Here is a 24569-nt window from a genome sequence, read left to right on the forward strand (position 1 = left end):
CCACGGAAGGGTTTCGGTCTCATGCCGCGATGCCTCCCTGTGCCTCGATGATGGACTGGAGGTCGAGGTCCGGCGCGTCGACCGGGGTGCACTCGACCGTGTCCTCGTCCACGTTCCAGACGGTGATGCCGAGGACGACCGATGGGGCGAGCGCCGAGAGGTCGGGGCTCGCCTGGTCGACGAGCGAGACTCGCTGGCCGGCGCGGACGATGGAGAGGTGTGGTCGGCCCACGATCTGATCCCGGGTGATGGTGAAGCCTCCGACCGTGGCGGCGCCGGCGCTCGAGGACAGGATGCGGTCACAGCGCGCGGTCACCTGGCCGGAGGTCAGGGGCCCGGCGTTCGTGAAGTCGACGGTCACGATGGGCCGCAGGTTGCCGCGGATGGTGGTCGCGTAGGCGCCGCTGGAGTTCTGCCAGCGTGCGACCACGGTCCCAGCGGCACGCTGGCCGGACTGGACCGGCGCCGGGGTGTTGATGAGTAGGTGTGTGACCTCGCTCGGGTCGGCGGTGGCGTAGACGACGCGCTGCTCATCGACGCCCCACCGCTTCCCCGACCCGGCTGCCCACTCATCGAGGAGTGACCCGAGCGCGTTCACCTCGGCTGTTGCATCGCCGGCGGCGTCACTGGAGGAGTAGGGCGAGGAGGACAGCGAGACGGGACGGCGCCAGTTGACCCAGCCCGAGGAGATGGCCCGGTCGATGGCGGCATTCGGCGTCGTGGTCGTCATCCCGGAGGAGTTGAGGGCGGGGACGCCGTCGCCTTGGCGGTAGTAGCCCTGTGCGACGAGGTCGCCCGTCTCGGGGTCGTACTCGGTGAGCGTGCCCGCCCAGCGGTCGCCGCCGACCGTGAGCCGCACGTCCGCCTCGTTGACGATGGCCGGGAGGCGGCGCGACACCTTCGGGTCCAGCGTGCAGCGGACCTCGTAGTTGCCGCCCGGCCAGCGGTCCTCGACCTGGAGGTCGCCCCATGGCCCAAGACTGGAGAGCCAGACGCCACCGACCTGCAGCTCGGCCTGCATCAGGTGTTCCCGTCGTCGGACAGGGGCGCGGCGAACATGTCCCATCTCGGGAAGTACGAGGCCGACACCGATAGGGCGGGTGTCGCTGTGTCGCAGACCGCGAAGACGTCGCAGCCGGTGGCGGGGTCGAGGCGGTGGTTGCCCCAGATCTGCACCCGGGCGTCCTGGGAGCGGATCGAGCCGCCGCCGTCGTCGGTGTAGTACCGCTGCTGCGGTGAGTCCGGCGCTGCGGCCTTGATGGTGATGTTCGAGTACCCGCCGCTGAAGGGCTTGATGTGGGAGAGTTGGCCGTTGACGAGGTCGAACAGCCACGCCTCGTCCAGAGTCCATGTCCCACCAGAGACCCATAGCCGCAGTCCCTCCAGGCCGCCGGGGCGGTGGTTGGTGTCGACGATCGGGAGCCGTAGGACGCCGATCATTGCGACGTCCGTGTAGCCGGTTCCTGGCGCGATGATCTTGCCCGTGACGGTGGCGGTCTCGCCGTAAGGGGTGCCGCTGGCGTAGTAGGTCTGCTGCCTCGTCGAGAACGTGTACGCCGCCCCGGTCGTCAGTCCGGACCCTGTGAGCTTCGCGAACAGTGCGTAGGTTGAGGACTCCAGACCGACGTGGCTCACCTGCCAGGTGTCGGTGCCGGCCATCGAGGTCGGGACCGTGAACTTCTTGTTCGAGATCGTTGCCCCGTCCGCGGTGCCAGAGGCGACCAGCGACGGGGACAGCGCGGGCATGAAGTTCGGGTTCTCCGGGCCCGTGTAGATGAGCACGTTCGTTCCGACGCCGCCAGTGTTGGCGACCTGCAGCGACGCCTCGGCGGGCATGGTGCCCTGGACATCGAGGGTGAACTTGCCTTGGCGTCCGGTGCCGATGGGCGGGATGCTCGTGGCGAGGTCGACCTGGGTCGCGGTCATGGTGACCGAGGTGGAGGTCGAGTTGGAGCCCATCGAATGCAGCGAGAGGCACACCGAGGACATCGTGGTCATCATCGTGGCGCGGAAATACGCCTTGAACGAGCCGTCGGCGCCGTAGGTCAGGACCGCGGGGGAGGTGCCGACGGGCTGGTCGAACGACCCTGTCGTCGGCATCCGCAGACTCATTCGCGGGTTGGAGGTCGCCGGAGACAGGGTGCCCGTGATGACGATGTACGGGGAGGTCGTGGTCGGGGTGATGTCCGCGTCGCGAACCAGCGGCAACTCGATTCGGGAGTCGCCGTGGACGTATCCGGTGACCGAGACCTGTCCAGTGCCGGGCGTCAGGGATGCCGGGGTCAGCTCGACCGACTGGGAGTTGAACGGGGTTCCGGTCCAGTCGTAGGCCACCGAGGTCGTCGAGGTGGTGTTCCCCCAGAACGAGGAGCCGTCGGGGCCGAGGTAGACCATGCGCAGCGCCCAGGCCCGCTTCTTGCCGTTGGCGTCGAGGAAGCGGGCGTAGGGGTGGATGCTCACCGTGACCGCGCCGGCGGGTGGCGTAATCAGCGCGGCGACGTCGCCGTCCACCGTCGTCTCGGCGATGGTGAGGTCGGCTCCGATCTGGGTACCGGTGGTGTTCTGCCAGCGGTAGAGCACACCGAAGGACGCGTTGAACTCCGATGCCATCCGCAGGCGCAGGCGCAGCGCGCCCGTACCTCGTAGGGTCCACCTCGGCGAGTTCACGTACAGGCGCGACGTGGTCTCGAAGACCGTCGACCGCCAGGCGGTGATGTGGCCCGTCGTGCCCGTCTGGGTGTTCCACTCGAACCCCACGGTGTTGGTGCCGCGAGTCCAGCCCTGTGAGCGGATCTGGTCGGAGACCAGGCCGTTGGTGGCGATGTTGTAGCGCGCCGGCGACCATGCCTTGGAGCTGATGCCCGTGCGCAGCGGGTCCTGGGTCGACCAGGCGGTCGAGGAGTTGACGTTGTCAACGAGCGTGAAGGACGGGGCCGCGATCTGCTCACCGTCGGCGACGATCTCGGTGTCCGAGCGCGGGAACGGCTTGCAGGCCAGGGTCAGCTCGTAGTGCCGGCGGATCTGCATCTCGTCTCGGTCGACGAGGCGCGCGACCGGGCGGGCGTGCAGCACGTCGAAGACGGTGGCCGGGCTCGCGCCGTCGGGGGCGATGTAGGTGAGCGATCGCATGCCCGGCCGCCTGAGTACGCGCATCAACTCTGCCGCGCCCTGCGCCAGTCGGGCAGAGTCGGTCCCGACGATGGCGATCGGGAGGGTTGCAGGCATGTTCCCGTAGGACCCTGTCGCGATCGCCTCGCCGTCGAACAGCTGGGACTGGATGGCGTCGATGGCCTGCTCGGCGCTGGTCATCTCCCAGTCATCACCCAGGAGCTCGAAGTGCCAGCCCTGAGCGGCGTCCGCGGCGCGGTCGTCCTCGTCGGTGGTCAGGAACACCAGCTCGTCGCAGGTGAAGGAAGCGCTCATCGTCCCCGTGCTCCCCTCTTCGCGGCCGGCCCGGCGCCGTTGTCCTTGCGCGACTTCTGGGCCGCGTCGTGCCGCTGGCCCTGCTCCTTGCGGAGGGCGGCCAGCTGCCTGTTGGTCGCCTTCTGCTCAGCGACCTGGCGGTTATAGGCGGCACGGAGAGCGTTGAACTCCGGCGTGAGCACCTGGCCACCGAGTCGACCGGCCGCCGCAGTGGCGGACTGGCGCGCGTTGAAGGCGGCCTCGTAGCTGCGCAGCGCCGAAGTGGACCCGGAGGCGAACGTGCGGGCGCGGGCGTAGTCACCCTCGGCGATGATCTCCTGCAAGGCCGCGCCGTTGATGCCCTTATCGCGCAGGATCGCGATGTCCTTGATGAACTGCTTGGCCTGGTCCCGCTCCGAGCGCAGCTGCGCGTTCACGGCGCCAATGGAGCCCGACGCGAACTGCTTGCCGAATGCGGAGCCGCCCGTGTCGGACCACAGGTCGCCACGGAGGCCGTCGGCGATGCCGGAGGAGAGCTCGTTGCGGCGGTCGCGGACCTTCTCGAATCGGGTGCGTGCGGCCTCGGTCTGCTTCTCCTGGATGTCGGAGGCGCGCTCGAGGCCACGGCCGAAGCGGGTGAGGCGCTTGCTCGAGAGGTCGTCGAAGGAACGGCCCAGGCGCGCGAGCTGCCTGACGGTCATGCCCGCAATCAGGGACGCAGTCGGGTCGCGGTGTCCCGACTGCCACAGCGCTGCTGCGACGAGGTCCGTGCGACGGACGGTCGGACGGCCACCCGCCATGCCACCGCTGGCGAACGCGGTGACACTGGCGCCGAGACGGTCGGCAGCCATGCCCAGGATCTGCAGGTTGCGGTCGCGCTCGGAGGGCTTGCCGGAGATGTAGGCCTCCCAGCCGGTCTCCTTCTCGCCCCACAGGATGTTCTTGCCGCCCGAGACGAGCATGGGCTGACGGGAGTAGTAGCGCCCGTCCATGCCGTAGCCACCGTCTGCGAACGCGCGGACACCGTTCTCCTGAAAGCTTCCGTCAGCAGAGGTCTGGCCGGGCAGGACGCGGCGGTCAGGACGGGTCTGCTGTCCGCTGGAGATGGTGATGATCTCGTTGATGGTCCGGTGGCGGACGGTGGTCGTCGCCGAGCGGCCGTCGAGGTTCAGGAGCTCGCGGAGAATCGCCGCGATCGGGCCGGACGCGTTGTCCTTGAGCAGCGCAAGGGTCCGCACCTGGTCGGGCGTGAGGTGATACTTCTTCGTCAGGCGCGTGATGTCCGCCTCGGACTTCGGGATGCCGTTCGCCTTGATGTCCGAGCGGACTTCCTTGGGCAACTTGTCGTAGGACCGCTTGAGTTCGCGGGCCTTCAGGTCAGCCTCGGTGATGCCGAGGTTCCTGAAGATCGTCTCGACCAGGTCCGGGGTAAGACCCATCGCGTCGGCGCGTGCCGTGATCTCCTTGCGCGAGAACCCAGCGGCGATGCCGGACTGGATGAACTCGTTGCGGGTCTGCTGCACAGCCTTGGCCATGTCGGCCTCGGTTGTGGTCGTGGCGCCCGCCAGCTGAGTGAGACGGTCGACCGAGTCGTTGACGTACTGTCGCGTCAGCTCGTTGTTCTTGCGGCCCGCTTCGGTGAAGCTGGAGAACCCCGCGTCTGCGTTCAGCTCGTCGCGCAGAGTCTTGAGCGAGGCGCGCCACTGGTCGGTCGCGGCCTCAAGGTTCAGCGTCGGGCCAAAGAGGTCGTTTAGGGCGGCATTCAGTTGGTCGGCGGCGGCCGCGGTCCCGAGCGCGTCGCCGCCAAGTGCCGCCATGGCGGCGCCGACATTGGCTGTGCGACCTGCCACCGACTCACTGTTGGCGACGTACTCCTGGATGCGGCCAGACAGGATGTCGAACTCGACGCCGCCTGCTGCAAAGGCCAGGCCGAGTGCCTCGTTCGAGATCCCGAGCGCGTCCATCGCGACCTGCGCGCGGTCGACACCTGAGGCCATCTCGGTGGCTGAGTCCTTGTTGGCGCCGAGCGCCACGGCCAGACCCTCGAGTCCGGACTTCTGGGACTCAAGTTCTTTGAGTGCGGCCGCCGCCTTCTTGCCTTCGCCTGTGATCGCGGCCATGTTGGCGTCGATGGAGAAGATCTCGCCGATGCGCTCGCCGAACGTCGACGAGTCAGAGGTGTTGATGGCGTCGTACTCCTTGCGAAGTGCGGCCATCTGCTTCGTGATCGCGTCTAGAGAGCCGCCTGACATGGCCTGGCTCGCGCCGTCGAGGGCGCTCTTGAGGTCGTCGTTTGCCGCGGCGAGGTCCATCGTCAGGCCGACGCCGGCGCCGATCGCCGTTCCCCAGGGTCCGGCCATGGAGCCGGCCATGGTCAGCATCGCCGTGTTCGAGAGGCCTACCTTGTCGGCCGCGCCGGTCGACAGTGCAGCGAAGGCCGCGATGCCCGGCCCCGCGGCCGCAGCCTCCTTGCGCAGGCTGGCCAGTCTGCCCTTGGTCCGCTCGGCGGCTGCTCCGAAGGCAGCAGCCTGGGTAGCCGAGCGCTCCCACGAGAAGGTCGTGAGCCCGGTCGACAGCAGGCGCAAGTCAGCGCCGAGGGTGCGGACGCTGGTGCTTGCCTTGGTCAGCGATGGCCCCATCAGCGCGGAAGCCTTGTTGAACGCAAGCATGGCCGCCGCGGCAGCGAACAGCGGCGGGCCGATGGGTGACTCGGCGAGCGCCGCGAACGCCTTGGCGGCGGCCGTGAGAACGGGGAGCACGACCGCACCCCAAGGGGCAACGGCGGTCGTGAGCGCTACCAGGGCCTCGCCGAGAGCGCCGAGGAAGTCGGCGACCTGGGGGCCGGTGGTGCGGATGTAGTCGGCGAACTCGCGGAAGCCCTCGGTGTCCTCCATGCCGGCCGCCCACTCGCGGAAGGAGCGGGACATCTCCAGCAGGTCGCCCGAGACGCCGCCAGAGAGACCGGAGAGCGCCTCGATCATGTTGAGGATCCCGGCGATGAAGTTGCCGGTGGCGCGGCCGAAGTCCTCCATGGCGGGGCCGGCCTCGGAGTCGATGAAGGAGAAGAACTCCTGCAGGTCCGCGTCGTTCGCCAGCGCGGAACCAAGGTCGCCACCGAGGTCGCCAACGCGGGCGGAGATGTCCTCGACGAAGGAGATGATCCCGGGAGCCTTGGACACGAGCTCGTCTAGGCCGCGCTCGAAGCCGGGGAAGATCCCGTCGCGGCTAGCCTGCTGCAGGTCGTCGAGGACCGGCTGCATCTCCTTTAGCGCCAGGACGAAACGCGCACCCGAGGGGCCGATCTCGTCGAAGGCCGCCTTGACCTTAGCTAGGTTGTCGGCGGTCGGCTCGAGCTGGTAGTCGGATACCGCAGAGATGGCGTCGCCGACACCGTTGAAGGCCAGCAGCAGCGTGCCGGCCGCCGCGGTCGCGCCGACCATTCCGGTCGACAGGGCGCCAATGGCGGGCACCGCGGCGGCGAAGACCGGGACGATCGACGGGCCAATCGCGGCGGCAGCAGAGCCCAGCAGGCCGAGGCGCACCGAGAAGGAGTCGAGGTCGGCCGAGGAGCGCTTCGCGGACTTCCCGAAGGAGTCGACGCCCTTCTCGGCGTCGCGGAGGGAGGTCTTGGCCTTGATGCTGGAGCCATCCAGAGCCTCGAGGCGGCGGTCCAACACCGCGGTCTCGGCGTGCGCGCGCGCGACGGCGGAGGTGAAGCCGCCGACGTCCGCGGTGAGGACGACCTTCTCAGTCCGAGTTGCCATCGGTCACCCCCTCGCGTGCTTGTCGGATGCGCTCGAGCGCCTCTTCCTTCGGGACCCGGTCGGCAAACCGGACGCGCCCGTCATCCGGGCGGCGCGTGGACGCGGGCGGGCCGTCTTCGCCGTACTGCTTGAGCCACTTGTCGAGCGCCTCGCCCTGGATGCGCGTGTCGACCTCGAGCGCGGCGCAGACCGGACAGGTCATCTCGGCGATGTCGAAGAAGAACTTGCCCTTGTCGCGCGTCTCCGCGTGGTGGTAGCCACAGGGGCCGACGCCGCGCTCGTAGGCGACGTAGGCGGACATCTTGGCCCGCTCGGCGTCGTCCCACTCGGCTTCTCGGGTTACGACCGTGAAGCCGGTCAGGTTGCCCTCGGCGTCGTAGTGCTCGTGACGTTCCTCGGGCTCCCAGCCGTTGAGCCGCTTCCAGGAGATCCCGAGCGACTGAGCCAGGCTCAGTTCGTCGCGGAGCCCTCGGTCTTCGCGGATCCGCTGCGAGATTTTGGGGGCACGATCGCCCCGTTCAGGTTCTCGTGCATCGTCACGACGGTGGTGACGATGTCGCGCAGGTCGGCGGGGGCGAGCTGGTCGGCGATGGTCACCCAGTCGCCAGGCTGGAGCTCCTCGCCGTCCCATGCGGCCACGAAGCGGGGGAGCTCTTCGAGCAACACCGAGGCGTTGCAGACGCCCCAGGCGACCTTGTCATCGAGCTTGTGGTTCGGGTCGTCCTCGCCACGGGCGGGGTTGGCCTCCTTGAAGCGGTGCCACTCGCCGCCCGTGACGGCGCGCAGGGTGATGGATCCCTCCGACTCGCGCATGCGCTCGAAGAGGGCCTCCATCTCGGCCTCGATCTCGGCGAGACGGGGGTTCTCACCCTCGGACGCCTTGCGTGCACGGCCACGCTCCTCGCGCTCGGAGGCCTCAACGAGGAGGTTGCGCTTCTCGTTCTCCAGCGCCTCGACCTCGGAGATCGCGGCCAGGTCGAGGCACACGCGCTTCTCGCGGGTCGGGAGGGTCTGCTTCCGGGCGCGGACTTCAGCCAGGGTCGGCATATCAGGCCGCCCTCTCGCCCGCCCACTTGCTGGCGACGATGGCGAAGATGAGGATGTTCATCCCCACCCAGCCCAGCAGCAGCCAGTGAAGGACGCCGGCGGTCTCGGTCGCGGCCCATCCCATGAGGATGAGCGGCGCCAGGTTGAAGATGGTGCGGATGACGGTCTGTGTGGTCTTCATGACTACTCCTGCCCGATGCCTGATGAAGACTCCGGCCCGCTCAGGCGGACGGGCCGGAGTCGTCTGTGATTACGCAGCGATGACGCCGTCGACCGGAGCCGAGAAGCCCGGGGCGAAGAACGCGGCCTGGTTGATCGAGGCCTCACCACCGGCGTCGTCCTGGGACGGCGCCCACACGCGCGGGCCGAGCTCGAGCGGGAGCACCTGGTAGGCGTCCGTCGCGCCCGGAGCCTCGCGGCCAGGAACGCCGATGAACTTCACGACGTAGACGGTGCTGTCGGGGACGAAGACCTCGTAGGCCTCGTTGCCCGCGCTGCCCGGGGTGTCGATGGTCTGCGGGTTCGCCGAGTAGGACAGCGGCGGGGTCTGCCAGGTGGTGTTGCCCTTGGCCTGGGTCACCTGGGTCTGGCAGGCCTTGCGGGCGCGTGCGACGCCCTCGGTGTCGGCGGTGGGGAACCAGTCGCCGTACAGGTAGCAGGAGACGTTCTCGCCGGCGGTCAGCTCGGCGGCGGTGATCGCCGTCAGGCTGGCGGGCGCGCTGGAGAGCACGACGTAGGACTGCTGGCCCCACGTGGCCGTGGTGGCGGGCATGGGCAAGAGGGTCATCGGTCAGTTCCTTCCGAAGTCGGGGCGGACTCGGAGTCGATGACCGCCGCCTTGGTGTCCTTCTTCTTCTCCTCGGCCGCCTTGGCGACCGTGGTCTTGGGCTTCAGCGCGCGGCCGTTGGCGTGCGTCTCGGGACGCGGGCGGCCGTCGCGCTGATGGGTGGGCTCGTCGAGGACTTCCCATCCCCTGCGGGTAGCGAGCGCGCGGCCGGCGTTGAACTCCCGGCCGTTCGCGCGGACGCGGACGAGTTCGGACATGCGGTGCTCCTAGAGGGTGAAGGTGAAGGCGGTCAGCCCGGAGAACTTGCCGTCGTCGGGTCGCACTGCCTCGGAGGTCTCGTGCTCCACGGGCGTCGACGCGTCGCCATCGACGGTCAGCAGTGCGTCCTCGAGAACCTCGGTGCAGCAGCGGGTGAGCTCGTCTGCGTTGTGCTCGGTGTCGGCGACCGACCGGACGTAGGCACGGAATGCCGTGCGGGTCCGGGCGCGGACACCGTGGGTGGTCTCGGTGTAGCGACGCTCTATGGTCAACTGCACCCACATCTGGGGCAGCGAGCCAGTGTTGCCATTCCAGCCGGGGACCTTGCCGGGGCGGTAGACCTTGACGCCCGTCGGGAGCGATGGAGCGATCTCAGCGGAGACTGCCGCGTAGGCCGCGTTGACGTCGACCGTGGGTGCGACCATCAGGCACCCGGCCAGAAGAGTTTGTCGGCCTCGTTGGCGACGTCGCGGGCGAACTTCGGCGCGACCAGGTCGGCCGATCGGTCCTGGTCGGTGTTCTCGCCGTGACGCCAGCCGCCGCCGACCGGGACGCCGCCGTCGTGCGGGCCCCACTCGCCTTCGAGGCCGTGAGACTCGGAGGTGATGCGCTTGAAGTAGTTCTTGCCGTGCAGGCCAGAGGAGGCCTTCGCCAGCCGCTTGGCCGTGCGCTCGCCAAGGCGGACGTTCTTGTCCACGACGGGGGCCATGCGAGCACCAGCCTCGACGGCGATGGTGCGCAGGTCGGCGGCCAGGTCGGTGACGCCAGAGTGCTCGACGTGGATGATCATTCGTCGTCCCTGGGCTTCAGGGCGGCGTCGAGGCGCTTCGCGGCCTCACGGATCCGGGGCAGGGTCTCGAGCAGGTCCCTGACGAACTCCTCGTTGATCTTCAGCTCGACGGGCTCGCGGCGTTCGGCCATCAGGTCCACTCCTCTGGTCGCTCGGTCGCCTCGACGGGGATACGGCGAGCGGTCGCCTGGTCTTGCCAGTCGGCCTCGCGGAGCCGGACGACGCGGCCGGTGTTCTCGCCGGAGGTGATCTCCGCGAGGTCGCCGTCGCGCAGGTCGGCGGTCGATGCCGGGAGGTCGAGGCGCGGGGTGCTGCGCTCGACCTCGACACCGCCGGGGGACTGCGTGCGCGACTTCGTGGCGCCCTGGCTGCTCGCGATGCGGCAGGGGAGGTTGGTGTGGACGACCTCCCACTCGGGGACCTCGAGGTTGTCGACGGTGACCGTGTTGTCCGTCTTGCGGCGGATGGTGCAGCGGGAGGTCATGCGGGACTCGGCGGCCGCACGACCCCGGGTCAGCGCGCCTTGCAGCCCCTGCATCAGGCCGTCTTTCTCGGGAGCCGGTAGGGATGCAACTTCGTCGGGCCGGCAGCTGATGCGCCCGTGGTGTCGTAGCCCTCGGAGTAGTCGTCGATGCTGACCGTCTTCAGGACGCCGCCAGTGGTGCTGGTCTGGTTTGCGCAGGCGTTCGCGACCATTGGGAGCAGGTCGACCGGGAGCGTGGCGTACCCATCCTCGAGGTCGACCTCGATGGCACCCTCGCCGCACGGCCAGCCCTCGGCCCTGAATAGGATCGGGCGGCCGAGCTTGCGCCAGCCGTTGAGCGCGACAGGGCTGTCGCCGGTGACATCGCGAACGCCGAGGACCTCGGCGTCGGGGTCGAGGCTGGGGAGCACGAGCTTCTGGGTGTGGTTGCCGTCGAGGATGACTGTGCGCAGGCCGCGCGGGGCAACGGGCCAGCCGAGGTAGTTCTTGACGGCGAGGACCGCGACGTCGATGACTTCCTGGGCATAGGTGACGCCGGCGATCGGCGCGAGGCTGGCGGGGGTGACTTCCCAGGCGTTGGTCATGAGTCCTCCGTCCCGAACGTCAGGTCGCAGTTGCAGTTCGCGGTCTCCTCGGGCGGTGCCGGGGATCCGGGGAAGCGCTGGCCGTTGGGGAAGCGCTCATCGATGCCGATCGTCAGGCCGTCCTGGGCCGCATGAGTCGCGCGCGAGTTGGGCCCGGTGTGCCAGGTCTTCGTGGTCATGCCCTCGGCCTTGGCGGCGTCGAGGCCGGCGAAGTTGGCGACCTTGTTGACCTGCTCGGTGGCAACCTGCTCGGCGCGGTCCTTCTCGGCCTGGAGAAGCCTCGCCACCTCGGCCTCTGCTTCGGCCTCGACCTCGCGCGCGGCCTCGTTGACCATCTCGCGCAGGTTGGCGACGTGCTGGACGCCGTAGTTCTCCGCCATCTGCTCGAGGTAGGCATCGAGCGTGCTCGGGTCGAACACGGGCTCGTCGGAGATCTCGGCAGCGATACGCTCGCCGAGGTCATGACCAGCATCGAGCAGCGGCTCAACGACCGCCTCCGTGAGCCTGGCCGACCACAAGGACGGGATGAGGTTCTTCAGGCCGTCGGCGAGGCGGCCGAGGACCTCGGGCTCAAGGAGTTCGTAGAAAGCGAGCAGCGCGGCCGCGATGGCCACGACGTGGGGCTCCCGGGCCTCTTCCTGGGCGGTGCCCGGGTCGGCCACGTCAGTCCTTCGGGGTGGCCCGCTCGGGGGCGGGCGCGGCGGCAGCGTTCTCCTTGCGAGGACGCGGGGCCGCCTTCTTCTCGGCGGTCGACTGGCGGCCGAGCTCCACGAGCGCGCCCTCCTTGTCGACCGTGTAGCCCTGCTTGGCGAGCTCCTCGGATACCTGAAGGAGGCGGGCGCCGATGTGTGCTCGCTCGTAGCCGCGGTACTCGTTGGCAAGCGCCCGCACGTAGTCCGAAGGGCCCTCGGGGGTGGGGCTGTCTTCCTGGTTCTTGCGGCCGACTGTCACGTCAGGCTCCTATCTCGCGGACGGGGTAGTGCAGGTGGACCGGGCGGACGTCCCAGGTGATCGGGGTCTCACGCTCGACGTACTCGTAGTGCCACGCGGAGAACGAGCCGTCGGAGAAGTGGCCGGGGAAGTTCGCCGCGTGCTCGAGGAGCACATCTCGGGGGATGTAGGTGAGCCCGAGTCCGAACAGGTGGGCGTGGGTGTCGCCGGGGGTACAGAACCGCATCGCTGACTTGCCCTCGTCGGTGTAGCGGCGCAGGCACCAGACCTGTTGCTCCTGCGGGAGGAAGTCGTCAAGCTCGGTGCGTGACCAGATCCGGTACGGCGCCACCCGAACCCGGTCAGGCTCGTCGCGGCACATCTCGAGGAACAGCCGCAGCTCGTCCGGGTGGCATGCCATGTCCCATTCGAGGATCACGAGGCCGTCGTCACCGGGCCGCAGCATCTCCTCGACGCCGCGGTAGTCGTAGTCCCGCATGATGAAGCGGGGGATCGAGTCGACGACGTGCGCGCGCCCTTCAGGGACGTGCTCGGGCCAGGAGCGGATCAGTCTCACCGGGGCTCCTTCGTCGCGAAGGCGCGTGTGTCGGCGCCGGACTCCTCGCAGGCGAGCACCGTCCACCCGGCAGTCTCCAGGGCGTCGCGGAGCTCGGCGGCGGAGACGTTGCAGTACCACTCGCCAGGGTGCAGGGCCGGGCCTCCGTCGACACCGGAGTGGAGCGCGCGGCCAGGGCCGGCGCAGGTGATGACGAGCGCCCCGCCGGGCACACATGCCTTGTGGGCGGTGCGGCAGATGTCTCGCCAGTGCTCGGCGTGCTCGAACACCTCGGTACAGACCACGGCGTCGTAGAGCCGGTCAGGCTGCCAGGTGGCTGCGTCGGCGGTGATGTCCGCGCCCGGGAGCACGTCGAGGGAGACGTACTCCGCAGACGGGAACAGGTGACGAGGCGTTCCGTTGACGTCTCGCCCGCCGATGTCGAGGACACTGGCCGGGTCGCCAAGAGCCGGGGCGTAGTCAACGACCCAGGCCAGTGCTTCGGTGTGCATCGATCAGACGAACGACGGCGTGGCGAGGCCGGTGCCGGTGATCTTGCTGATGGACACGGGGTACCGCTCGGCGGTGAAGGCGAGGTAGCCGTACACCTGGAGGCGGACCGTGAGGGTGCCAGAGCCGACCTCAGGCAGGGCCCGCGAACGGATGCTCGACTCCCACAGGTAGACGTCGTCGGCCTTCATGACCAGGATCGGGTCCTGGTTGGTCGAGACGTTGGTCGGGATGTTCGGGTCCACGATGACCGGGAGGCCAGCGAGCGTACCCGCGGCACCCTGGGCGGTGACGCCGCTGAACGTGCCCGGCTGGTTGAACGCGGGGCCGTTCGGGACCACCTGGACGCGGCCAGTGCTGTCGCGCTGGCTGATGATCCACGCCCAGCGGCGCGGGTGCATCACGATGACGGTCGGCGACTGGAACCGGCCCGTGTGGACCTGGTTGATGGCGTCGGCCAGCTTCGCGTAGAGCGCCCCGAGGGTCGGTGCCGAGTCGGTGTAGGTCACCGCGTTGGTGCCGGTGGCGCTCAGGATGCCCTTGACCTGACCGTTGGCGTTGGTCCCGGAGATGACCTGGCCGTCGACCTTGGTCGCGTAGTCCGCGACGAGGTCACGGAACACGACCTCGTCGAAGTTGATCGGCGACTGGTCGATCAGCTGGATGGCGAGATCCTGCTGACCGGAGATGGTCTTGACGCCAGCGGTGATGCTGGTGTCGGTCAGGTCGGTCTCCTGGACCGCGGTGTTGTCACCGTCCTGGGCAGCGGTGGCGGTGCCGGTGAGCATCTTCGGGATGTTGATGCTGTCAGTGCCGCCGGGCAGCTCCATGTTGGTGACCGCGTTGGCGGTCGCGCGGCCGGCGCGGGCGAGCTCGACGTAGCCCTGCATCACCCACAGCGGCGGAACGGCGTAGCCGCCGGTGCCGTCGGTGCGGTTGAGGTCGCGGAACTCCGGGGAGGTTGCGATGTCGGTCGCGTGGCGCTGGAGCCGCTCGACGGCGTCATCGGCGCCCGGGAGGCCGAACGTCGGGTTGCTGCGGACCAGGTCGCGCAGGTAGGAGCGACCGTTGCCCTTGGCGTAGATCAGGCCCTCGTTGACGGACTGCACGCGAGCCTGCGCCTTGCGGACGGCCGCGGCACCCTCGGTGATGCCGGCAGAGCGCTGCTCCTCGTCGGCCAACTCCTGGATACGCTCGTCGAGACCCTTGATGGTCTCGTCGAACTCCTTGACAGCCGCGGTGAGCACGCGGAACTCGGTGTCCTCCTCGGGCAGGAGGTCCTCGCGGGCCTCACCCTCGGCGACATCGACGATGGCCTTGCGGGCGGCGAGCTTCTGCTCGCGCTCCTTGGATACGGCCTCACGCTTGGCGATCAGCCGCTTCAGACGCTCGTCCATGAGCGTTCCCCTTTCGGGTCGAAGTGGTAGGGATCGCTCGGGTGGCACGGCGCGACGTCAGCAGGTGCAGCGGCGCGGACCTTGGAGGTCCGGGTGCTGCGGCGAGCGACGCCGGGTGTACCGGCGCAAGCAGGTGTTGCGGCCTGGCCTCGAGATGACTCAGAGGTCGGCGATGCCCTCGATGACCGCCTTAGCGGCGGCCAGCGAGGTCGTCTGAGTGCCGCGCGCAGAGCGCAGCAGTGCGGAGAGGTTGCGCTGAGCGTCCTCGACCCGCAGGTCTCCGGAGCGGAGGGCGAGAAGCTCGTCGTCTTTCGCGTCCGCGAGGGCGCGGACGGCATCGGCGATGCCGACACTGGTGTTGGGGTTCGCGCCGTAGTTCACGATCGCGACGTCTCCCTTGTGGATGTTGACTTCCTTCAGGAGCCGGTGCTCGCTGTCGTCGTCGTAGGTCCACTCGTCACGGACGACCCAGAAGGCGAAGGACATCTCGTCCATGTCGCCGCGCTCGAGCTTGATCGCGACCGACTGGACCTGCGGGTCGCGCTTGTCCAGGCTGGCGCGCATCTTCAGGCCGACCTTGTCGGTCGAGAGCTGCAGGGTGCCGGACTTGGTCCGGGCCAGCGGCATGCCCTCGTGGTTGAGGAGGAGCGGCACGTCGGGGTTGCTCGCGAGGGTCTTGTCGAAGGCGCCCGGGTCGACCTCTTCGGTCCAGCCCCAGGGCGGGCCGCCGTAGAGCTCGTAGGGCTCGCTGAAGGTCGAGGCATAGCCCTCGACGACCAGCTCGTCGTCGGTCGTCGCCGAGCGGACCTCGAGCTTGGTCGTGAGACTGCGGCACTCGCGGGTGCCGAGCAGGTCACTTCGGCTGATCTTGGCCGTTGTCATTGTTGTCCTCCTTCGCCGCGAGCGGGTCAGAGCCCAAGGGCCCCATGTTGAGCGGCTGGATGTAGGTGTCGCCGCCATCGACGGGCGGGAGGTCCTCGAGCGAGCGGATCTCGTTGACGTTCATCCAGCCGGCGTTGCGGGCGTGGACGTAGGCCATGAAGCGGGTCAGGGTCTCGGCGCGGAGCAGCGCGTCGACGTTGAACTTCACGAACTGGCCGCGGGGCAGGAGGCGCGAGAGGTGTTGCTCGATGACCTGCAGGTACGGCATGAGCGTGTAGCGGACGTAGCCGATGGACTGCTGCTCGATGCCGGAGCCCCAGGAGGTGGAGCGCTCGGTGTCGCCGATCATGTGCGGTGGGACGCCGAACAGGGAGGCGATCTCGGAGCGGGAGTATTTCCGGGTCTCGAGGAACTGCGACTCGTTCGGCGTGATCGAGATGTTGCGGTAGCGCAGGCCGCCGGAGAGCACCGCGGGCCGCCGCTTCCCGCCGTGCGACTCGATCCAGGACTGCTGGGAGAGCGCGACCTGGTCGTCGGTCATGTCCTCGGCGGACTCCAGCACTGCCGAAGGGTTCGCGGAGTCGCGGAACCACGTGGCGCCGTAGCGCTCGGCCGCGATGGCGACGCCGATGGCGTTGGCAGCCTTGGCGACCGGGCTGATGGCGTGGAGCTGGTTCGGCATCGAGAACCGCTTCATGTGCGTGACCATCCACCGCGGGACGGCCTCGCCGTAGAGGCTGTACTGGATCTCGCCGTCATGCTTGTCGCGGCGTACTGACCAGTCGTCGGGGTGGACGGGCTCGAGGCGAGTGACGCGCTCCATGCCGTCGAACTCGGCGTTCCAGCACACAGACTCGCCACGAGCGGCCAGGCATCGGCCGACCTGGTCGAACCCCTCGAAGGTGATCATGTCGACGCCGAACGGCTCGCGGACGAGGGACGGCTGCGGGTCCAGCATGAGGCGCTGGCCGCCCTGCTTGCGGTAGGCGTCGAGCGGGAGGATCGAGATCGAGTCGGCGATGACCCGAATCGAGGCCTGCACGGCAACCTGAGTCATCGCGGAGTGGTCGTTGACGTGCACGCCCGAGAAGACGCCGTACTGCTCGGAGTTCTTCGGGATGGCGGCCGAGTCGGTGACCACACGCTGCTCGGGGGCCGCGCCGCCGTCGCGGCGGAACATGCTCACGAGCGACCCCACCCGCCGCGGTTCCATGCGAGGAACCCAGCCAGGCCAGCCCACGGCAGAAGCGCCGCGGCCGGCCACACCGCGAACAGGACGATGCTCAGCAGGCCGACCGTCATGAACTCCAGGACGGTCGTCAGCGCTTCTTCGCACCCAGCGGCGCGGGCGGACTCGTCGGGCTTCACGGGGAGGTCAGACATGCTCAGTCCTCCTCATCGGGCCAGGCGTGTACGCGCGGGGTCTTGGTTGTCTTGGGCTTCGGGCCGACCAACCACACGGCGCCGGTCACGGCGACCAGGGGAGCGATGTCCGTGGGCGACTTGCGGCGGTCCCAGACCCATGAGTCGGCCAGCGGCTTGGTGACCGCAGTGGCCGCGGCAATGTCCAGGGCGGACTGACCGAGGTGGCGCAGGCGGTCCTGGCAGACGACGTCGTAGAACAGGCCAGTGCCACGGCCGAGGTCGGCGCCCTTCCACTCCACGACCTTGATGCCGGCGGCGTTGAGCTCGTCGAGCAGCGAGGACACCGGAGCGCCATTGGCCTGCAAGACGACGCCGAGGTCGAACTGCTGGTGACGGGGCTTGCCGTTGGGGGCGACCTCGGTCAGGTAGGGGATGACCCACTCGGTGCCGCGTCGGGCCTCGATGACCTCGACGTGCACCCGGGAGTCGTTGCGCTCGCCGGCGACTGCGACGTAGGCGTGCGATCGGTCCGCGGAGACCTCGACACAGGCCGCGATCTTGGCCGAATTGGGCAGAGAAGACGCTGAATCGGACGACTTCTCCCAGACCCCCGGCGGGAACGGGCCTTCGAGCGTCCCGTCCGTCCATTGGCATAGGCACTCGGTGCGGAAAACCCATTCGGGATCCGAGTGCGAGTCGGAGATCAGCGTCTCCATCTGGATGCTGTGCCCCAACGAGGGGTTCGCGTGTGCGAGCCCTTGCGGGTCGCGCACGTCGCATCCGGGCGGAGCCGACCACTCGAAGATGCCGAGGGTCGGGTCCTCGTGGACCTCGTCGACGTCCTCGCCATCCTCGGCGGCCTGCTTGCCGATGTTCTTGGCCGCGATGATGCCGTCTGGGTCACCGAGAGCGACGTGCGCCTGCTCACGCAGATGCCGCAGGACGATGGAGGTGGCATCACCGGCGTTGGAGAGTGCCCAGATCTGCGCATTGGGGCGCGCCATCGTGGTCTTGGTGATGGCGCCCCAGGCTTCCCAGGTCTGATGCTCGCGCAGCTCGTCGAGGAGGATCAGGTCGCCAGAGAGACCGCGGCCGGCGCGGCGGTTGGAGGCCTTGACCTTGTAGCGCTCGCCCGTCACGAGCTTGAGCTCGATCTGGCCGTTCGTGGTGCGCGGCACTCCTTGGATCTGCTCGGCGAGATCCGGGATGTCCTGCGCCATCTCGACGGCGCCTTGCCAGATCTCCTTTGCAAGGTCGACGTCCTGGGCGGTGCCGATGACCAGGGCCGTGCCGAGCACGTAGAGGAAGAACAGGCTCAGCACCTGCGAGAGCGTGCTCTTTCCGTTCTGGCGAGCGACGAGGATGACGACCTTGCGGAACCGGAACCGGCCGTTCTCGCGCAGCTCGAGAGCGTGGATCAGGAGCCAGCGTTGCCAGGGGAAGAGGTCGACCTCGAGGACTTCGGTGGCGAACTCGATGACCGCATACCCGAGCGAGGTCTCTTCAGTGAGCTCGCGCAGCGGCGGCGTGAAGATCCGAGGGACCTCGGAGCCGTAGAGCGTCGCTACCACGAGCGGGACCTCGGCCCGACCTGCGGCCCGGCGAGCACCGTCCGCCAGCCAGGGAAACCCTCGACTCTGTCCGCATGGTCGAAGTCGGCGTACCACTTCGGCAGGCCGGCCAGCACGTGGACCTTGTCGCCACGTTCGCGTGCCTGGACTCGTTCGCGGGCGGTGCGCTCATCGACGCGGAGCAGGTAGCAGTGAGTCGCGCCCACGAGGCGGCGTGCGGCGGAACGGGCTGACGACGTGGCGCCCGAGCGGATGACCACGGCGCGGGCATGCGGGTCTTCCGCGAGGCGACGCAGCGCGCGGCGGAACTCCGCCTCGCCACTCCACTGCGGGTCGTCGCGGTCAAAGACCTCAAGGCCCGAGGTTCGGGCGACGGTGGTCTTGCCCGCACCCGGAGGGCCGCAGAGGACTACGACGAGGCGCTCAGCCGGCGGGGTTGTGGACGGAGCGGAGCTTGGCGAGTTTGCCACCAGGCGTCTCCTTCTTGTCGGCAAGGCGCTGCCGACCAGCTGGAGTCAGCCCGAGGGACTCGCAGAACTTGAGGAACGTCGGCAGGGTGACGTTGTCGTTGGCCGGGACCTTCGGGCGACCCTCGGCGCCGGCGTCCTCGATCGCCCACTGGACGATGTCGTCCCAGGCGTCGATCTTGTCGGCCAGCGCGCGAATGGCGGCGATGGCCGCGGAGTCCTCGTCGGTCAGGCGCCCGGCTTCCTTGGCGGCTTTGATGGACACCTCGGTGGCATCGCGGACGGCCCGGCGCTCGTGCGCGACCCCCCTCGACCCCTGGGGAGGGATGTCGGTGACCTGCCTGCAGTCGTCCTGCTGGCCTTCCGGGACTTTCGACCCACCCCTACCCTGACCCGTCCGGGTCACCATGAGCGTGACCCTGTGCCGATCTCTGGCTTCGGAGCGCCATCCTGGCGACGGGTGTTGCACCTGAGATGGGCGGGCTTGAGGTTCGAGGCAACGAGTGCGAGATCAGGTCGTGATGCGACGGGCTCAACGTGATCAGCAGTGAACGACAGAGGCTCGCCCTTGCCTGCGAGGTAGTCGATGGGCAGACCACACAGCCAGCACGGTAGGCGTCGGCCACGCAGTGCCTTGCACAGCTGCTTGTAGCGGTAGGTACGGCGAGGGTCACCCATGCCTGACCTCCCTGCCGTGCAGCCCAGCACACCGCCAAGGGATCGAACCTCGCGAGGCCGGGGTTGGAATCCAGCCCGTGCCCAGCACGCGGCGTTTGAAATGACCAAGACCCCGGCTCGGCGCGAAACGAGTCGGGGTCTTTGGTCGAAGGTCGGAACAGGCCTGAGGGCGCAGTGCTCCTAGCGCCTATCGTGACAGATGATGTGCGCTTTACCAAGCACCCATCGCCAGACGCGCCAGTGCAAGGCGTTGACGCCAGGCCTTCGGGCGCTTGTCCGCCTGCACTCTGGCCACGTCGTCGTACTGGAATCGCAGCGGCTTGGCCCCACGTCGCACGGGCTCGAGGTCGCCACGCACGACCCACTGACGGATGGTCGCAGCAGTCACGCCGGCGATCTCGGCGGCTTCCTCGGTGGTCACGATCACGTACCCAGAATACGGGACTCATCGCCGTATCCGGCTCAGCCCACGAGTTGCGCCACCCGCTGGTGCGACACCCCGAGCACAGCACCAGCGTCGCGAAGTGGCATGCCCGCATCGACCAGTCCGCGCGCGGCGGCTCTTGCCTCCTGTGCCGCCTCAGCGTTGGCGCGTGTCGCTTCCTCGCGGAGGCGGGCCGCTGCGTCGAGGTGTGCCCGTACGTCGGCGGGTAGTTCGATGCGCATGTCGATCTCGAAGGAGTCGGGCTCGACGTCCTCCATGATGGCGATGAGGTCGCGGGCCATGGTCTCGATCTCGCGGACGTGGCGGGCGGACGTCACGCGGTCGACGGCGGGGACACGCACCCGCCAGTACTGCTCGTCACGGTCGGCGAGTACCTCGTAGGTCTTCACTTCCACCAGTCCTTTCCGAACTTGGGCTCGCACTCGCGGTAGATGTCGCGGGTGGTCAACTCTGGGATCTCTCGGTGCCGAGCAATCGGGATCATCAGGCCGTCGAGTTTCCATACCTCGTGGTTTCCGCCCTGTCGGTCGAACTCCCACGTGAGGCCCTGGCGTGCAGCCTCTCGGCCGATGCGCTTGATGATGTCCCGCTGCTTTGTCATGACTCTAGTCTAGTGTGGGGTAGACGTTCAAGTCAACCCCACACTAGACACCTAGTTGAGTTCATCCTCCCTCTGTCTGCACCCACTCACCCGGCATGCCGTCATCGAGCACCACGAACACCGCGACATAGCCGCACGGACACCGGAACTCATCTTCATCTTCGGGGCTCTCGGGCACCTGGGCGTGCTCATGCCGTCGCGTCCTCGCGGTGCTCACAGCCGCCACGCAGGGTCGAAGTCGGGATGGTCGGCGAACGACTGTGCGAGGTCGAGCAAGATTCGTTCAGCGGCTGCGAATGGCCAGATGGGACTACTCGACGAGGCAGTGATCTGGAACCTCTCCTGGTCGAATGCCTCGGCCAACAGACGCTCCGACTCGCGGAAGGCCACGGCGTACATCGGGCGACAGCGCTCCACGATGCGCCGCTTGGCCTCGCACTCGGCCAGCACGCGGGCAGGGTCATGGCGGGCAATGTGGGCCGACTGCTCCTCGCTCGGGCGACCCTCGTCGTAGGCCACGGTCTCGCCGCCCCACTTCATGCCGTTGTCGATCGCGACCGCGAGCCTGTAATCCTCCTTTAGGGTTCGCCACCGCTCGCCGTCGTGGGCCGCCGCCCGCGCCGCCGCCTCATCCTCGGCGATCCTCGCCAGCAGGAACTCCGTGATGGTCATGCCGTCTCCTCTCTCGCCTCGGCGTTCTCCTGGCCCAGCGCGAGCACCCAGATCCCGTATCGACCCGGCGGGATGATCATCCGGCACGACAGGCACGTCACGTCCTCCTCGCCGCCGAAGATCACCAGGTTGGTCTCCTCGCACTGCGGGCACGGGATCCCCTTGCAGCGCTTCATCTCGGGCCGCCACGGTGCCAGTGCATGCGCCTGGCTCATCGTCTCGGCGAGCTCGGTCCACCAGTCGCCCACCCAGTCCAGGCGCTCGACCGTCGACAGCCAAGTCAGCAGGTAGCGCGAGTCCGTCTCCACGCTGTGCCGACCAGGACCCGAGAGACGCACGTGCTCGCACAGGTCATCCACCCACGCGGCCAACTGGTCGCCGAGCAGGTCGCGCAGGTCGGTCACCTCGAGCTTGAGCGGCGCCGGCGGCTCACCAGTGCCACGGCGCTGCTCGTGGTCCTCCTTGGCTCGAGCGGCACCCTCGCCGACTCGCATGTTGCCAGTGAGCCAGCGAGAGACAGTCGGGGCGTCAGTGAGCATCAGCTCGAAGCGGCGATGGCATGGCCAGCAGAGGTGGCCATGCTCAGCACGTCGCGGCAGACACCCGCGGCAGTTGCCGCCCTCGCACTCGTCGAGGTGGCGGCGGTACATCGAGCACCCGCGCACGCATTCCTTGGTCGTCTCGATCGTCATTCGCCCTCCTCGGCGTCTCGGCCAACGTTGCGCCAGTCCTGCTCAGTCCAGCCATCGAGGAAGTTCCCCTCGGGTCGCGGGACGCCAGCGAGGTCGCAGAGGTGGTTGATCTCGTCATGGACGTCGCCCATGTTGTCGGCCACCATCAGCCCTCCGATGATGCCCAGCAGGCTGAAGCGGTTCGGGATGTTGCTCATGCTCATCTGTCCCCCTGAGGTGGCGAATCTTGCGGTCGTGGTCTAGGCCGTGTCCCCGGTCGCGGCACAGTTCGTGGCCTCTTCGGCGGGCGCTTGCTCACAGGAGCACCCCTTGTCCGTCGTTGTCCTGATCGGCCTCGTCGTCCGGTGCAAGGCAGGCGTCGATCTCAGCGGCGATCTGCGCCCACAGCCGCAACTCCTTGGCGGTCGGTCGGTGACACTCGCACCCGCACCGATGCCCGCCGCAGTTGGCATGGTCGCGCGGCTTCGGCGCACCGAATGGCGTCTTGTTCTTGCAGGCGAGCCGCGCCTCTCCTGGCTGCCATTCGAGGCGCTCGCGTGCGTGGTCGCGCAGGTCGGTCAACTCGCTCATGCCCCCGCCTCCTTGCCCTCAGCCTGACGCACGATGTCCCCGACCAGCGCCTCGTCCTTCAGTCGCTGGCAGACAGCAGCGAGGGCCTCGGGCTGGGACTCGTAGCGGCCGACGACCGAGACCCAGTTCGCTGGCCAGGCTTCCCCCTCCGCGAGCACGCCCACCTCGGCGCGCCATGGTCGGTGGTCCTCGCAGATGTCCATGTAGGGCGGCCAGTCGCGCCAGACATTCCCGCGCAGCGTGCTCATGCCCACACCCCGAACGTCGCCTTCGAATGCTCGCGGCATGCAGCGGCGGCCTCCTCGAGGAACCGCAAGGCACCCCAGTAGTCACCCCACCGGTTCTCGGGGTTCATCGCGATGTAGGTGGCCGGATTGGCAGCCATGACTGCGGCGGCGCTCGCGATGGGCTCGACGCACTCGGTAGCAGGCTTGCCGTTCAGGTCCCGGAGGTCGACTCCAGCATGACGCCACATCCGGGCGACATTCGAGGTGTAGTTCGAGTCCCAGATCTGCATCGGTTCCTCGGCCCCGGTGTCGATGTGCAGGTAGATGTCGTAGCTCATGCCGATACGTCCTTCCAGTGCTTCATGCAGGGTCTCCCGAGCCGCTTCTGGGGCACCGCGTCACACAGGCGCTGCGTCTCGTACCACTCGCAGTCCTCGCACCCCCACGACGCAGGCAGCCGCTCGAAGCAGTCCACGCACAGCCGCGCGACGACCTCGGTGGGAGCACCCCAGTGGCCGCCGATCTCCACGGGCTCGGTGGTCTCGTGCGGGCAGGTCATGCTGCACCCTCCTCGGCCTGCTCGGCGATCGTGATCCAGCCCGAGCGCCACGCGAGGGCCACGGCGAGCGCGTATGAGCCTCCGTTGATGCCGAGCTTCGTTCGGATCTGCTTGACCTGCGTCCGGACCGTCGTGATGGTGACCGTCCGGATGTCGCAGATGTCGCCCAGGTCGTGCCCGCACGAGAGCAGTCGCAGCACCTCAGCCTCGGCGGTTGTGAGCATGGCCAGCCGGTTCCACACATCGAGTCCGACCGGTGGCGCGACCGGCTGCCTTGCGACACCCGGATGCGTTTCCCGGAATCGCTGGACGACGCCAGGCGCCCACCTCCCGGCCGGCAGCGTGTCCCGGCAGGCCACATGCACGCCGACTTTGTTGTAGACGTACTTCCCACACGGCGGGCAGATGCTCATGCCGCACCCCCCTCAGGCGTCTCCCACGACACCCGCAGCATCCCGAGCATGCTGGACGACCGATGCGCCCCCAGATGTCCGGGCCGCTCAGCACAGCGCGTGGGGAACACCGGGTCGTCGTCGAGCTGTGCCTCGCAGTAGCGCGGCGTCCAGGGCGTGGTGTCGACGTAGTCCTCGGCGCTGGGCTCGGCGGTGGTCGGACGGGGTGGCAGTTGCGCCGACGGGGTGCCGGCGCTCGGGATGCGGGCGATGGTCATCAGAAGCCGTCCTCGTCGAGCAGCTCGGCCAGACCCTCGACCACGCTGTCGATGCGCGCCTTGGTGATCCAGTGGCCGCGGTCATTGCGACTCATGCCGAGGTCGAGCATCTCGGCCTCAGTGCGGCATCGGCGGCGGTTGGGTCCGGCGCTTAGGTGGTGCTCACCCACGCGGTGCTTGTCGCCCGCTGCGTCGGAGTTGAACGTCTGGTGGCAGGCGGTGCAGTGGCTCGTTCGGAAGCCTCCCCACTCGGCGCCACAGCGGCAGGTGCTCGTGCTCATCGGCCCGCCCTGCTCGCGGCCCGAGCCCGCATGCGCAGCGCCACTCGGTAACTGGCTGCGCGGGACTCGGTCCGGAACCAGGAGACGTAGAACACGACTGCGGCGCCGGCGTTCAGGCACCCCGCCACCCAGCGGTCATCGGTTACTGCGATGACCGCGCGGATAGTCGCGACTACGCCCACCATGAACAGGGCAAGGCCGAGCCACTCCAGAAGGTGGCGGATGTCGTCGAGGATGATGTCGTGGTCGTCCTGGTTGATGCTCATTCGCTCGTTCCCTTCAGCTCGGCCCGCCCTGCTCGCGGCCCGAGCCCGCATGCGCAGCGCCACTCGGTAACTGGCTGCGCGGGACTCGGTCCGGAACCAGGAGACGTAGAACAC

38 protein-coding genes are annotated in these 24569 nt (G+C 68.4%); all 38 read right to left on the reverse strand.

The window, feature by feature from the left end; genetic code table 11:
• Positions 1-19: 19 nt before the first annotated feature.
• The 38 genes from ACIRON_RS02675 to ACIRON_RS02860 all read right to left on the reverse strand — a co-directional run bounded on the left by ACIRON_RS02675 (position 20) and on the right by ACIRON_RS02860 (position 24455).
• Complete coding sequence (locus ACIRON_RS02675) at positions 20-1021, reverse strand: hypothetical protein (RefSeq protein WP_402988587.1); 1002 nt, start codon at positions 1019-1021, stop codon at positions 20-22.
• Positions 1021-3423 carry a hypothetical protein gene (locus ACIRON_RS02680; protein ID WP_402988590.1) on the reverse strand — a complete coding sequence of 801 codons (2403 nt, stop codon included), beginning with the start codon at positions 3421-3423 and terminating at the stop codon, positions 1021-1023. Before ACIRON_RS02680 ends, ACIRON_RS02675 begins: the two co-directional genes overlap by 1 nt.
• The gene (locus tag ACIRON_RS02685; RefSeq protein WP_402988593.1) at positions 3420-7166 is read right to left on the reverse strand and encodes a hypothetical protein; all 3747 of its coding nucleotides are present in this window, start codon (positions 7164-7166) and stop codon (positions 3420-3422) included. The genes ACIRON_RS02680 and ACIRON_RS02685 overlap by 4 nt, the downstream gene beginning before the upstream one ends.
• Positions 7150-7467: a hypothetical protein gene (locus tag ACIRON_RS02690; RefSeq protein WP_402988596.1), complete on the reverse strand. Its 318-nt coding sequence runs from the start codon at positions 7465-7467 to the stop codon at positions 7150-7152. The genes ACIRON_RS02685 and ACIRON_RS02690 overlap by 17 nt, the downstream gene beginning before the upstream one ends.
• Before the next feature lie 149 nt (positions 7468-7616).
• Positions 7617-8213 carry a hypothetical protein gene (locus ACIRON_RS02695; RefSeq protein WP_402988599.1) on the reverse strand — a complete coding sequence of 199 codons (597 nt, stop codon included), beginning with the start codon at positions 8211-8213 and terminating at the stop codon, positions 7617-7619.
• Between the two features lies 1 nt (position 8214).
• A complete protein-coding gene (locus ACIRON_RS02700) occupies positions 8215-8394 on the reverse strand; it encodes a hypothetical protein (RefSeq protein WP_402988602.1) in 180 nt (59 codons plus the stop codon).
• Between the two features lie 69 nt (positions 8395-8463).
• Entirely contained in the window at positions 8464-9000 is a 537-nt protein-coding gene (locus tag ACIRON_RS02705; RefSeq protein WP_402988605.1) for a hypothetical protein, read from the reverse strand.
• Positions 8997-9257, reverse strand: coding sequence for a hypothetical protein (locus ACIRON_RS02710; protein ID WP_402988608.1), 261 nt, complete (start codon positions 9255-9257; stop codon positions 8997-8999). Before ACIRON_RS02710 ends, ACIRON_RS02705 begins: the two co-directional genes overlap by 4 nt.
• Before the next feature lie 9 nt (positions 9258-9266).
• Positions 9267-9683: a hypothetical protein gene (locus ACIRON_RS02715; RefSeq protein ID WP_402988611.1), complete on the reverse strand. Its 417-nt coding sequence runs from the start codon at positions 9681-9683 to the stop codon at positions 9267-9269.
• On the reverse strand, positions 9683-10048 hold the full coding sequence (locus tag ACIRON_RS02720) for a hypothetical protein (protein WP_402988613.1): 366 nt from the start codon (positions 10046-10048) through the stop codon (positions 9683-9685). The genes ACIRON_RS02715 and ACIRON_RS02720 overlap by 1 nt, the downstream gene beginning before the upstream one ends.
• The gene (locus tag ACIRON_RS02725; protein WP_402988616.1) at positions 10045-10179 is read right to left on the reverse strand and encodes a hypothetical protein; all 135 of its coding nucleotides are present in this window, start codon (positions 10177-10179) and stop codon (positions 10045-10047) included. Before ACIRON_RS02725 ends, ACIRON_RS02720 begins: the two co-directional genes overlap by 4 nt.
• On the reverse strand, positions 10179-10586 hold the full coding sequence (locus tag ACIRON_RS02730) for a DUF6093 family protein (RefSeq protein ID WP_402988618.1): 408 nt from the start codon (positions 10584-10586) through the stop codon (positions 10179-10181). Before ACIRON_RS02730 ends, ACIRON_RS02725 begins: the two co-directional genes overlap by 1 nt.
• Positions 10586-11116: a hypothetical protein gene (locus ACIRON_RS02735; protein ID WP_402988620.1), complete on the reverse strand. Its 531-nt coding sequence runs from the start codon at positions 11114-11116 to the stop codon at positions 10586-10588. Before ACIRON_RS02735 ends, ACIRON_RS02730 begins: the two co-directional genes overlap by 1 nt.
• Positions 11113-11778, reverse strand: a complete 666-nt coding sequence (locus ACIRON_RS02740) for a phage minor head protein (RefSeq protein ID WP_402988623.1) — start codon at positions 11776-11778, stop codon at positions 11113-11115. Before ACIRON_RS02740 ends, ACIRON_RS02735 begins: the two co-directional genes overlap by 4 nt.
• A 1-nt stretch (position 11779) precedes the next feature.
• Positions 11780-12067, reverse strand: a complete 288-nt coding sequence (locus ACIRON_RS02745; RefSeq protein WP_402988625.1) for a hypothetical protein — start codon at positions 12065-12067, stop codon at positions 11780-11782.
• 1 nt (position 12068) lies between these two features.
• On the reverse strand, positions 12069-12623 hold the full coding sequence (locus ACIRON_RS02750; RefSeq protein ID WP_402988628.1) for a hypothetical protein: 555 nt from the start codon (positions 12621-12623) through the stop codon (positions 12069-12071).
• Positions 12620-13114 carry a class I SAM-dependent methyltransferase gene (locus ACIRON_RS02755; protein WP_402988630.1) on the reverse strand — a complete coding sequence of 165 codons (495 nt, stop codon included), beginning with the start codon at positions 13112-13114 and terminating at the stop codon, positions 12620-12622. Before ACIRON_RS02755 ends, ACIRON_RS02750 begins: the two co-directional genes overlap by 4 nt.
• Before the next feature lie 3 nt (positions 13115-13117).
• Positions 13118-14509 (reverse strand): phage major capsid protein, encoded by a 1392-nt coding sequence (locus ACIRON_RS02760; RefSeq protein ID WP_402988633.1) that lies wholly within the window; start codon positions 14507-14509, stop codon positions 13118-13120.
• A gap of 159 nt (positions 14510-14668) precedes the next feature.
• A complete protein-coding gene (locus ACIRON_RS02765) occupies positions 14669-15391 on the reverse strand; it encodes an HK97 family phage prohead protease (protein WP_402988635.1) in 723 nt (240 codons plus the stop codon).
• A complete protein-coding gene (locus ACIRON_RS02770) occupies positions 15363-16571 on the reverse strand; it encodes a phage portal protein (RefSeq protein WP_402988816.1) in 1209 nt (402 codons plus the stop codon). Before ACIRON_RS02770 ends, ACIRON_RS02765 begins: the two co-directional genes overlap by 29 nt.
• A gap of 2 nt (positions 16572-16573) precedes the next feature.
• Complete coding sequence (locus ACIRON_RS02775) at positions 16574-16774, reverse strand: hypothetical protein (protein ID WP_402988638.1); 201 nt, start codon at positions 16772-16774, stop codon at positions 16574-16576.
• A 2-nt stretch (positions 16775-16776) separates the two neighbouring features.
• Positions 16777-18327, reverse strand: a complete 1551-nt coding sequence (locus tag ACIRON_RS02780) for a terminase large subunit domain-containing protein (RefSeq protein WP_402988640.1) — start codon at positions 18325-18327, stop codon at positions 16777-16779.
• The gene (locus ACIRON_RS02785) at positions 18321-18797 is read right to left on the reverse strand and encodes a hypothetical protein (protein WP_402988643.1); all 477 of its coding nucleotides are present in this window, start codon (positions 18795-18797) and stop codon (positions 18321-18323) included. Before ACIRON_RS02785 ends, ACIRON_RS02780 begins: the two co-directional genes overlap by 7 nt.
• Positions 18751-19059 (reverse strand): hypothetical protein, encoded by a 309-nt coding sequence (locus ACIRON_RS02790; RefSeq protein ID WP_402988646.1) that lies wholly within the window; start codon positions 19057-19059, stop codon positions 18751-18753. Before ACIRON_RS02790 ends, ACIRON_RS02785 begins: the two co-directional genes overlap by 47 nt.
• Positions 19060-19683: 624 nt before the next feature.
• Positions 19684-19899, reverse strand: a complete 216-nt coding sequence (locus ACIRON_RS02795; RefSeq protein WP_402988649.1) for a helix-turn-helix domain-containing protein — start codon at positions 19897-19899, stop codon at positions 19684-19686.
• Positions 19900-19934: 35 nt separating this feature from the next.
• A complete protein-coding gene (locus tag ACIRON_RS02800; RefSeq protein WP_402988652.1) occupies positions 19935-20306 on the reverse strand; it encodes a hypothetical protein in 372 nt (123 codons plus the stop codon).
• Positions 20303-20518: a hypothetical protein gene (locus tag ACIRON_RS02805; protein ID WP_402988655.1), complete on the reverse strand. Its 216-nt coding sequence runs from the start codon at positions 20516-20518 to the stop codon at positions 20303-20305. Before ACIRON_RS02805 ends, ACIRON_RS02800 begins: the two co-directional genes overlap by 4 nt.
• A gap of 213 nt (positions 20519-20731) precedes the next feature.
• Entirely contained in the window at positions 20732-21190 is a 459-nt protein-coding gene (locus ACIRON_RS02810; RefSeq protein ID WP_402988658.1) for a DUF6221 family protein, read from the reverse strand.
• Positions 21187-21882 (reverse strand): hypothetical protein, encoded by a 696-nt coding sequence (locus ACIRON_RS02815; protein ID WP_402988661.1) that lies wholly within the window; start codon positions 21880-21882, stop codon positions 21187-21189. The genes ACIRON_RS02810 and ACIRON_RS02815 overlap by 4 nt, the downstream gene beginning before the upstream one ends.
• Positions 21879-22085: a hypothetical protein gene (locus tag ACIRON_RS02820; RefSeq protein ID WP_402988664.1), complete on the reverse strand. Its 207-nt coding sequence runs from the start codon at positions 22083-22085 to the stop codon at positions 21879-21881. Before ACIRON_RS02820 ends, ACIRON_RS02815 begins: the two co-directional genes overlap by 4 nt.
• Positions 22086-22176: 91 nt before the next feature.
• Positions 22177-22452: a hypothetical protein gene (locus tag ACIRON_RS02825; protein ID WP_402988667.1), complete on the reverse strand. Its 276-nt coding sequence runs from the start codon at positions 22450-22452 to the stop codon at positions 22177-22179.
• The gene (locus tag ACIRON_RS02830) at positions 22449-22700 is read right to left on the reverse strand and encodes a hypothetical protein (protein WP_402988670.1); all 252 of its coding nucleotides are present in this window, start codon (positions 22698-22700) and stop codon (positions 22449-22451) included. The genes ACIRON_RS02825 and ACIRON_RS02830 overlap by 4 nt, the downstream gene beginning before the upstream one ends.
• Positions 22697-23017, reverse strand: coding sequence for a hypothetical protein (locus ACIRON_RS02835; RefSeq protein WP_402988673.1), 321 nt, complete (start codon positions 23015-23017; stop codon positions 22697-22699). The genes ACIRON_RS02830 and ACIRON_RS02835 overlap by 4 nt, the downstream gene beginning before the upstream one ends.
• The gene (locus ACIRON_RS02840; protein WP_402988675.1) at positions 23014-23238 is read right to left on the reverse strand and encodes a hypothetical protein; all 225 of its coding nucleotides are present in this window, start codon (positions 23236-23238) and stop codon (positions 23014-23016) included. Before ACIRON_RS02840 ends, ACIRON_RS02835 begins: the two co-directional genes overlap by 4 nt.
• A complete protein-coding gene (locus tag ACIRON_RS02845; protein WP_402988678.1) occupies positions 23235-23651 on the reverse strand; it encodes a helix-turn-helix transcriptional regulator in 417 nt (138 codons plus the stop codon). The genes ACIRON_RS02840 and ACIRON_RS02845 overlap by 4 nt, the downstream gene beginning before the upstream one ends.
• The gene (locus ACIRON_RS02850; protein WP_402988681.1) at positions 23648-23908 is read right to left on the reverse strand and encodes a hypothetical protein; all 261 of its coding nucleotides are present in this window, start codon (positions 23906-23908) and stop codon (positions 23648-23650) included. The genes ACIRON_RS02845 and ACIRON_RS02850 overlap by 4 nt, the downstream gene beginning before the upstream one ends.
• Complete coding sequence (locus tag ACIRON_RS02855; protein ID WP_402988684.1) at positions 23908-24189, reverse strand: hypothetical protein; 282 nt, start codon at positions 24187-24189, stop codon at positions 23908-23910. Before ACIRON_RS02855 ends, ACIRON_RS02850 begins: the two co-directional genes overlap by 1 nt.
• Complete coding sequence (locus ACIRON_RS02860) at positions 24186-24455, reverse strand: hypothetical protein (RefSeq protein ID WP_402988687.1); 270 nt, start codon at positions 24453-24455, stop codon at positions 24186-24188. Before ACIRON_RS02860 ends, ACIRON_RS02855 begins: the two co-directional genes overlap by 4 nt.
• Positions 24456-24569 lie beyond the last annotated feature (114 nt).

Origin of the sequence: Nocardioides sp. NPDC101246 (assembly GCF_044767415.1) — a bacterium.
Taxonomy (GTDB): domain Bacteria; phylum Actinomycetota; class Actinomycetes; order Propionibacteriales; family Nocardioidaceae; genus Nocardioides.

What these genes read in the sequence shown, in the direction of transcription:
- ACIRON_RS02820 (WP_402988664.1), bottom strand. Translation starts at nt 22,085, where the DNA reads ATGAGCATGAGCAACATCCCGAACCGCTTCAGCCTGCTGGGCATCATC.
- ACIRON_RS02685 (WP_402988593.1), bottom strand. Translation starts at nt 7,166, where the DNA reads ATGGCAACTCGGACTGAGAAGGTCGTCCTCACCGCGGACGTCGGCGGC.
- ACIRON_RS02805 (WP_402988655.1), bottom strand. Translation starts at nt 20,518, where the DNA reads ATGACAAAGCAGCGGGACATCATCAAGCGCATCGGCCGAGAGGCTGCA.
- ACIRON_RS02775 (WP_402988638.1), bottom strand. Translation starts at nt 16,774, where the DNA reads ATGTCTGACCTCCCCGTGAAGCCCGACGAGTCCGCCCGCGCCGCTGGG.
- ACIRON_RS02675 (WP_402988587.1), bottom strand. Translation starts at nt 1,021, where the DNA reads ATGCAGGCCGAGCTGCAGGTCGGTGGCGTCTGGCTCTCCAGTCTTGGG.
- ACIRON_RS02815 (WP_402988661.1), bottom strand. Translation starts at nt 21,882, where the DNA reads ATGACGATCGAGACGACCAAGGAATGCGTGCGCGGGTGCTCGATGTAC.
- ACIRON_RS02850 (WP_402988681.1), bottom strand. Translation starts at nt 23,908, where the DNA reads ATGACCATCGCCCGCATCCCGAGCGCCGGCACCCCGTCGGCGCAACTG.
- ACIRON_RS02765 (WP_402988635.1), bottom strand. Translation starts at nt 15,391, where the DNA reads ATGACAACGGCCAAGATCAGCCGAAGTGACCTGCTCGGCACCCGCGAG.
- ACIRON_RS02810 (WP_402988658.1), bottom strand. Translation starts at nt 21,190, where the DNA reads ATGACCATCACGGAGTTCCTGCTGGCGAGGATCGCCGAGGATGAGGCG.
- ACIRON_RS02710 (WP_402988608.1), bottom strand. Translation starts at nt 9,257, where the DNA reads ATGTCCGAACTCGTCCGCGTCCGCGCGAACGGCCGGGAGTTCAACGCC.
- ACIRON_RS02760 (WP_402988633.1), bottom strand. Translation starts at nt 14,509, where the DNA reads ATGGACGAGCGTCTGAAGCGGCTGATCGCCAAGCGTGAGGCCGTATCC.
- ACIRON_RS02755 (WP_402988630.1), bottom strand. Translation starts at nt 13,114, where the DNA reads ATGCACACCGAAGCACTGGCCTGGGTCGTTGACTACGCCCCGGCTCTT.
- ACIRON_RS02840 (WP_402988675.1), bottom strand. Translation starts at nt 23,238, where the DNA reads ATGACCTGCCCGCACGAGACCACCGAGCCCGTGGAGATCGGCGGCCAC.
- ACIRON_RS02830 (WP_402988670.1), bottom strand. Translation starts at nt 22,700, where the DNA reads ATGAGCACGCTGCGCGGGAATGTCTGGCGCGACTGGCCGCCCTACATG.
- ACIRON_RS02835 (WP_402988673.1), bottom strand. Translation starts at nt 23,017, where the DNA reads ATGAGCTACGACATCTACCTGCACATCGACACCGGGGCCGAGGAACCG.
- ACIRON_RS02680 (WP_402988590.1), bottom strand. Translation starts at nt 3,423, where the DNA reads ATGAGCGCTTCCTTCACCTGCGACGAGCTGGTGTTCCTGACCACCGAC.
- ACIRON_RS02720 (WP_402988613.1), bottom strand. Translation starts at nt 10,048, where the DNA reads ATGATCATCCACGTCGAGCACTCTGGCGTCACCGACCTGGCCGCCGAC.
- ACIRON_RS02860 (WP_402988687.1), bottom strand. Translation starts at nt 24,455, where the DNA reads ATGAGCATCAACCAGGACGACCACGACATCATCCTCGACGACATCCGC.
- ACIRON_RS02715 (WP_402988611.1), bottom strand. Translation starts at nt 9,683, where the DNA reads ATGGTCGCACCCACGGTCGACGTCAACGCGGCCTACGCGGCAGTCTCC.
- ACIRON_RS02770 (WP_402988816.1), bottom strand. Translation starts at nt 16,571, where the DNA reads ATGTTCCGCCGCGACGGCGGCGCGGCCCCCGAGCAGCGTGTGGTCACC.
- ACIRON_RS02695 (WP_402988599.1), bottom strand. Translation starts at nt 8,213, where the DNA reads ATGCCGACCCTGGCTGAAGTCCGCGCCCGGAAGCAGACCCTCCCGACC.
- ACIRON_RS02855 (WP_402988684.1), bottom strand. Translation starts at nt 24,189, where the DNA reads ATGAGCACGAGCACCTGCCGCTGTGGCGCCGAGTGGGGAGGCTTCCGA.
- ACIRON_RS02690 (WP_402988596.1), bottom strand. Translation starts at nt 7,467, where the DNA reads ATGTCCGCCTACGTCGCCTACGAGCGCGGCGTCGGCCCCTGTGGCTAC.
- ACIRON_RS02845 (WP_402988678.1), bottom strand. Translation starts at nt 23,651, where the DNA reads ATGAGCATCTGCCCGCCGTGTGGGAAGTACGTCTACAACAAAGTCGGC.
- ACIRON_RS02725 (WP_402988616.1), bottom strand. Translation starts at nt 10,179, where the DNA reads ATGGCCGAACGCCGCGAGCCCGTCGAGCTGAAGATCAACGAGGAGTTC.
- ACIRON_RS02705 (WP_402988605.1), bottom strand. Translation starts at nt 9,000, where the DNA reads ATGACCCTCTTGCCCATGCCCGCCACCACGGCCACGTGGGGCCAGCAG.
- ACIRON_RS02825 (WP_402988667.1), bottom strand. Translation starts at nt 22,452, where the DNA reads ATGAGCGAGTTGACCGACCTGCGCGACCACGCACGCGAGCGCCTCGAA.
- ACIRON_RS02735 (WP_402988620.1), bottom strand. Translation starts at nt 11,116, where the DNA reads ATGACCAACGCCTGGGAAGTCACCCCCGCCAGCCTCGCGCCGATCGCC.
- ACIRON_RS02700 (WP_402988602.1), bottom strand. Translation starts at nt 8,394, where the DNA reads ATGAAGACCACACAGACCGTCATCCGCACCATCTTCAACCTGGCGCCG.
- ACIRON_RS02730 (WP_402988618.1), bottom strand. Translation starts at nt 10,586, where the DNA reads ATGCAGGGGCTGCAAGGCGCGCTGACCCGGGGTCGTGCGGCCGCCGAG.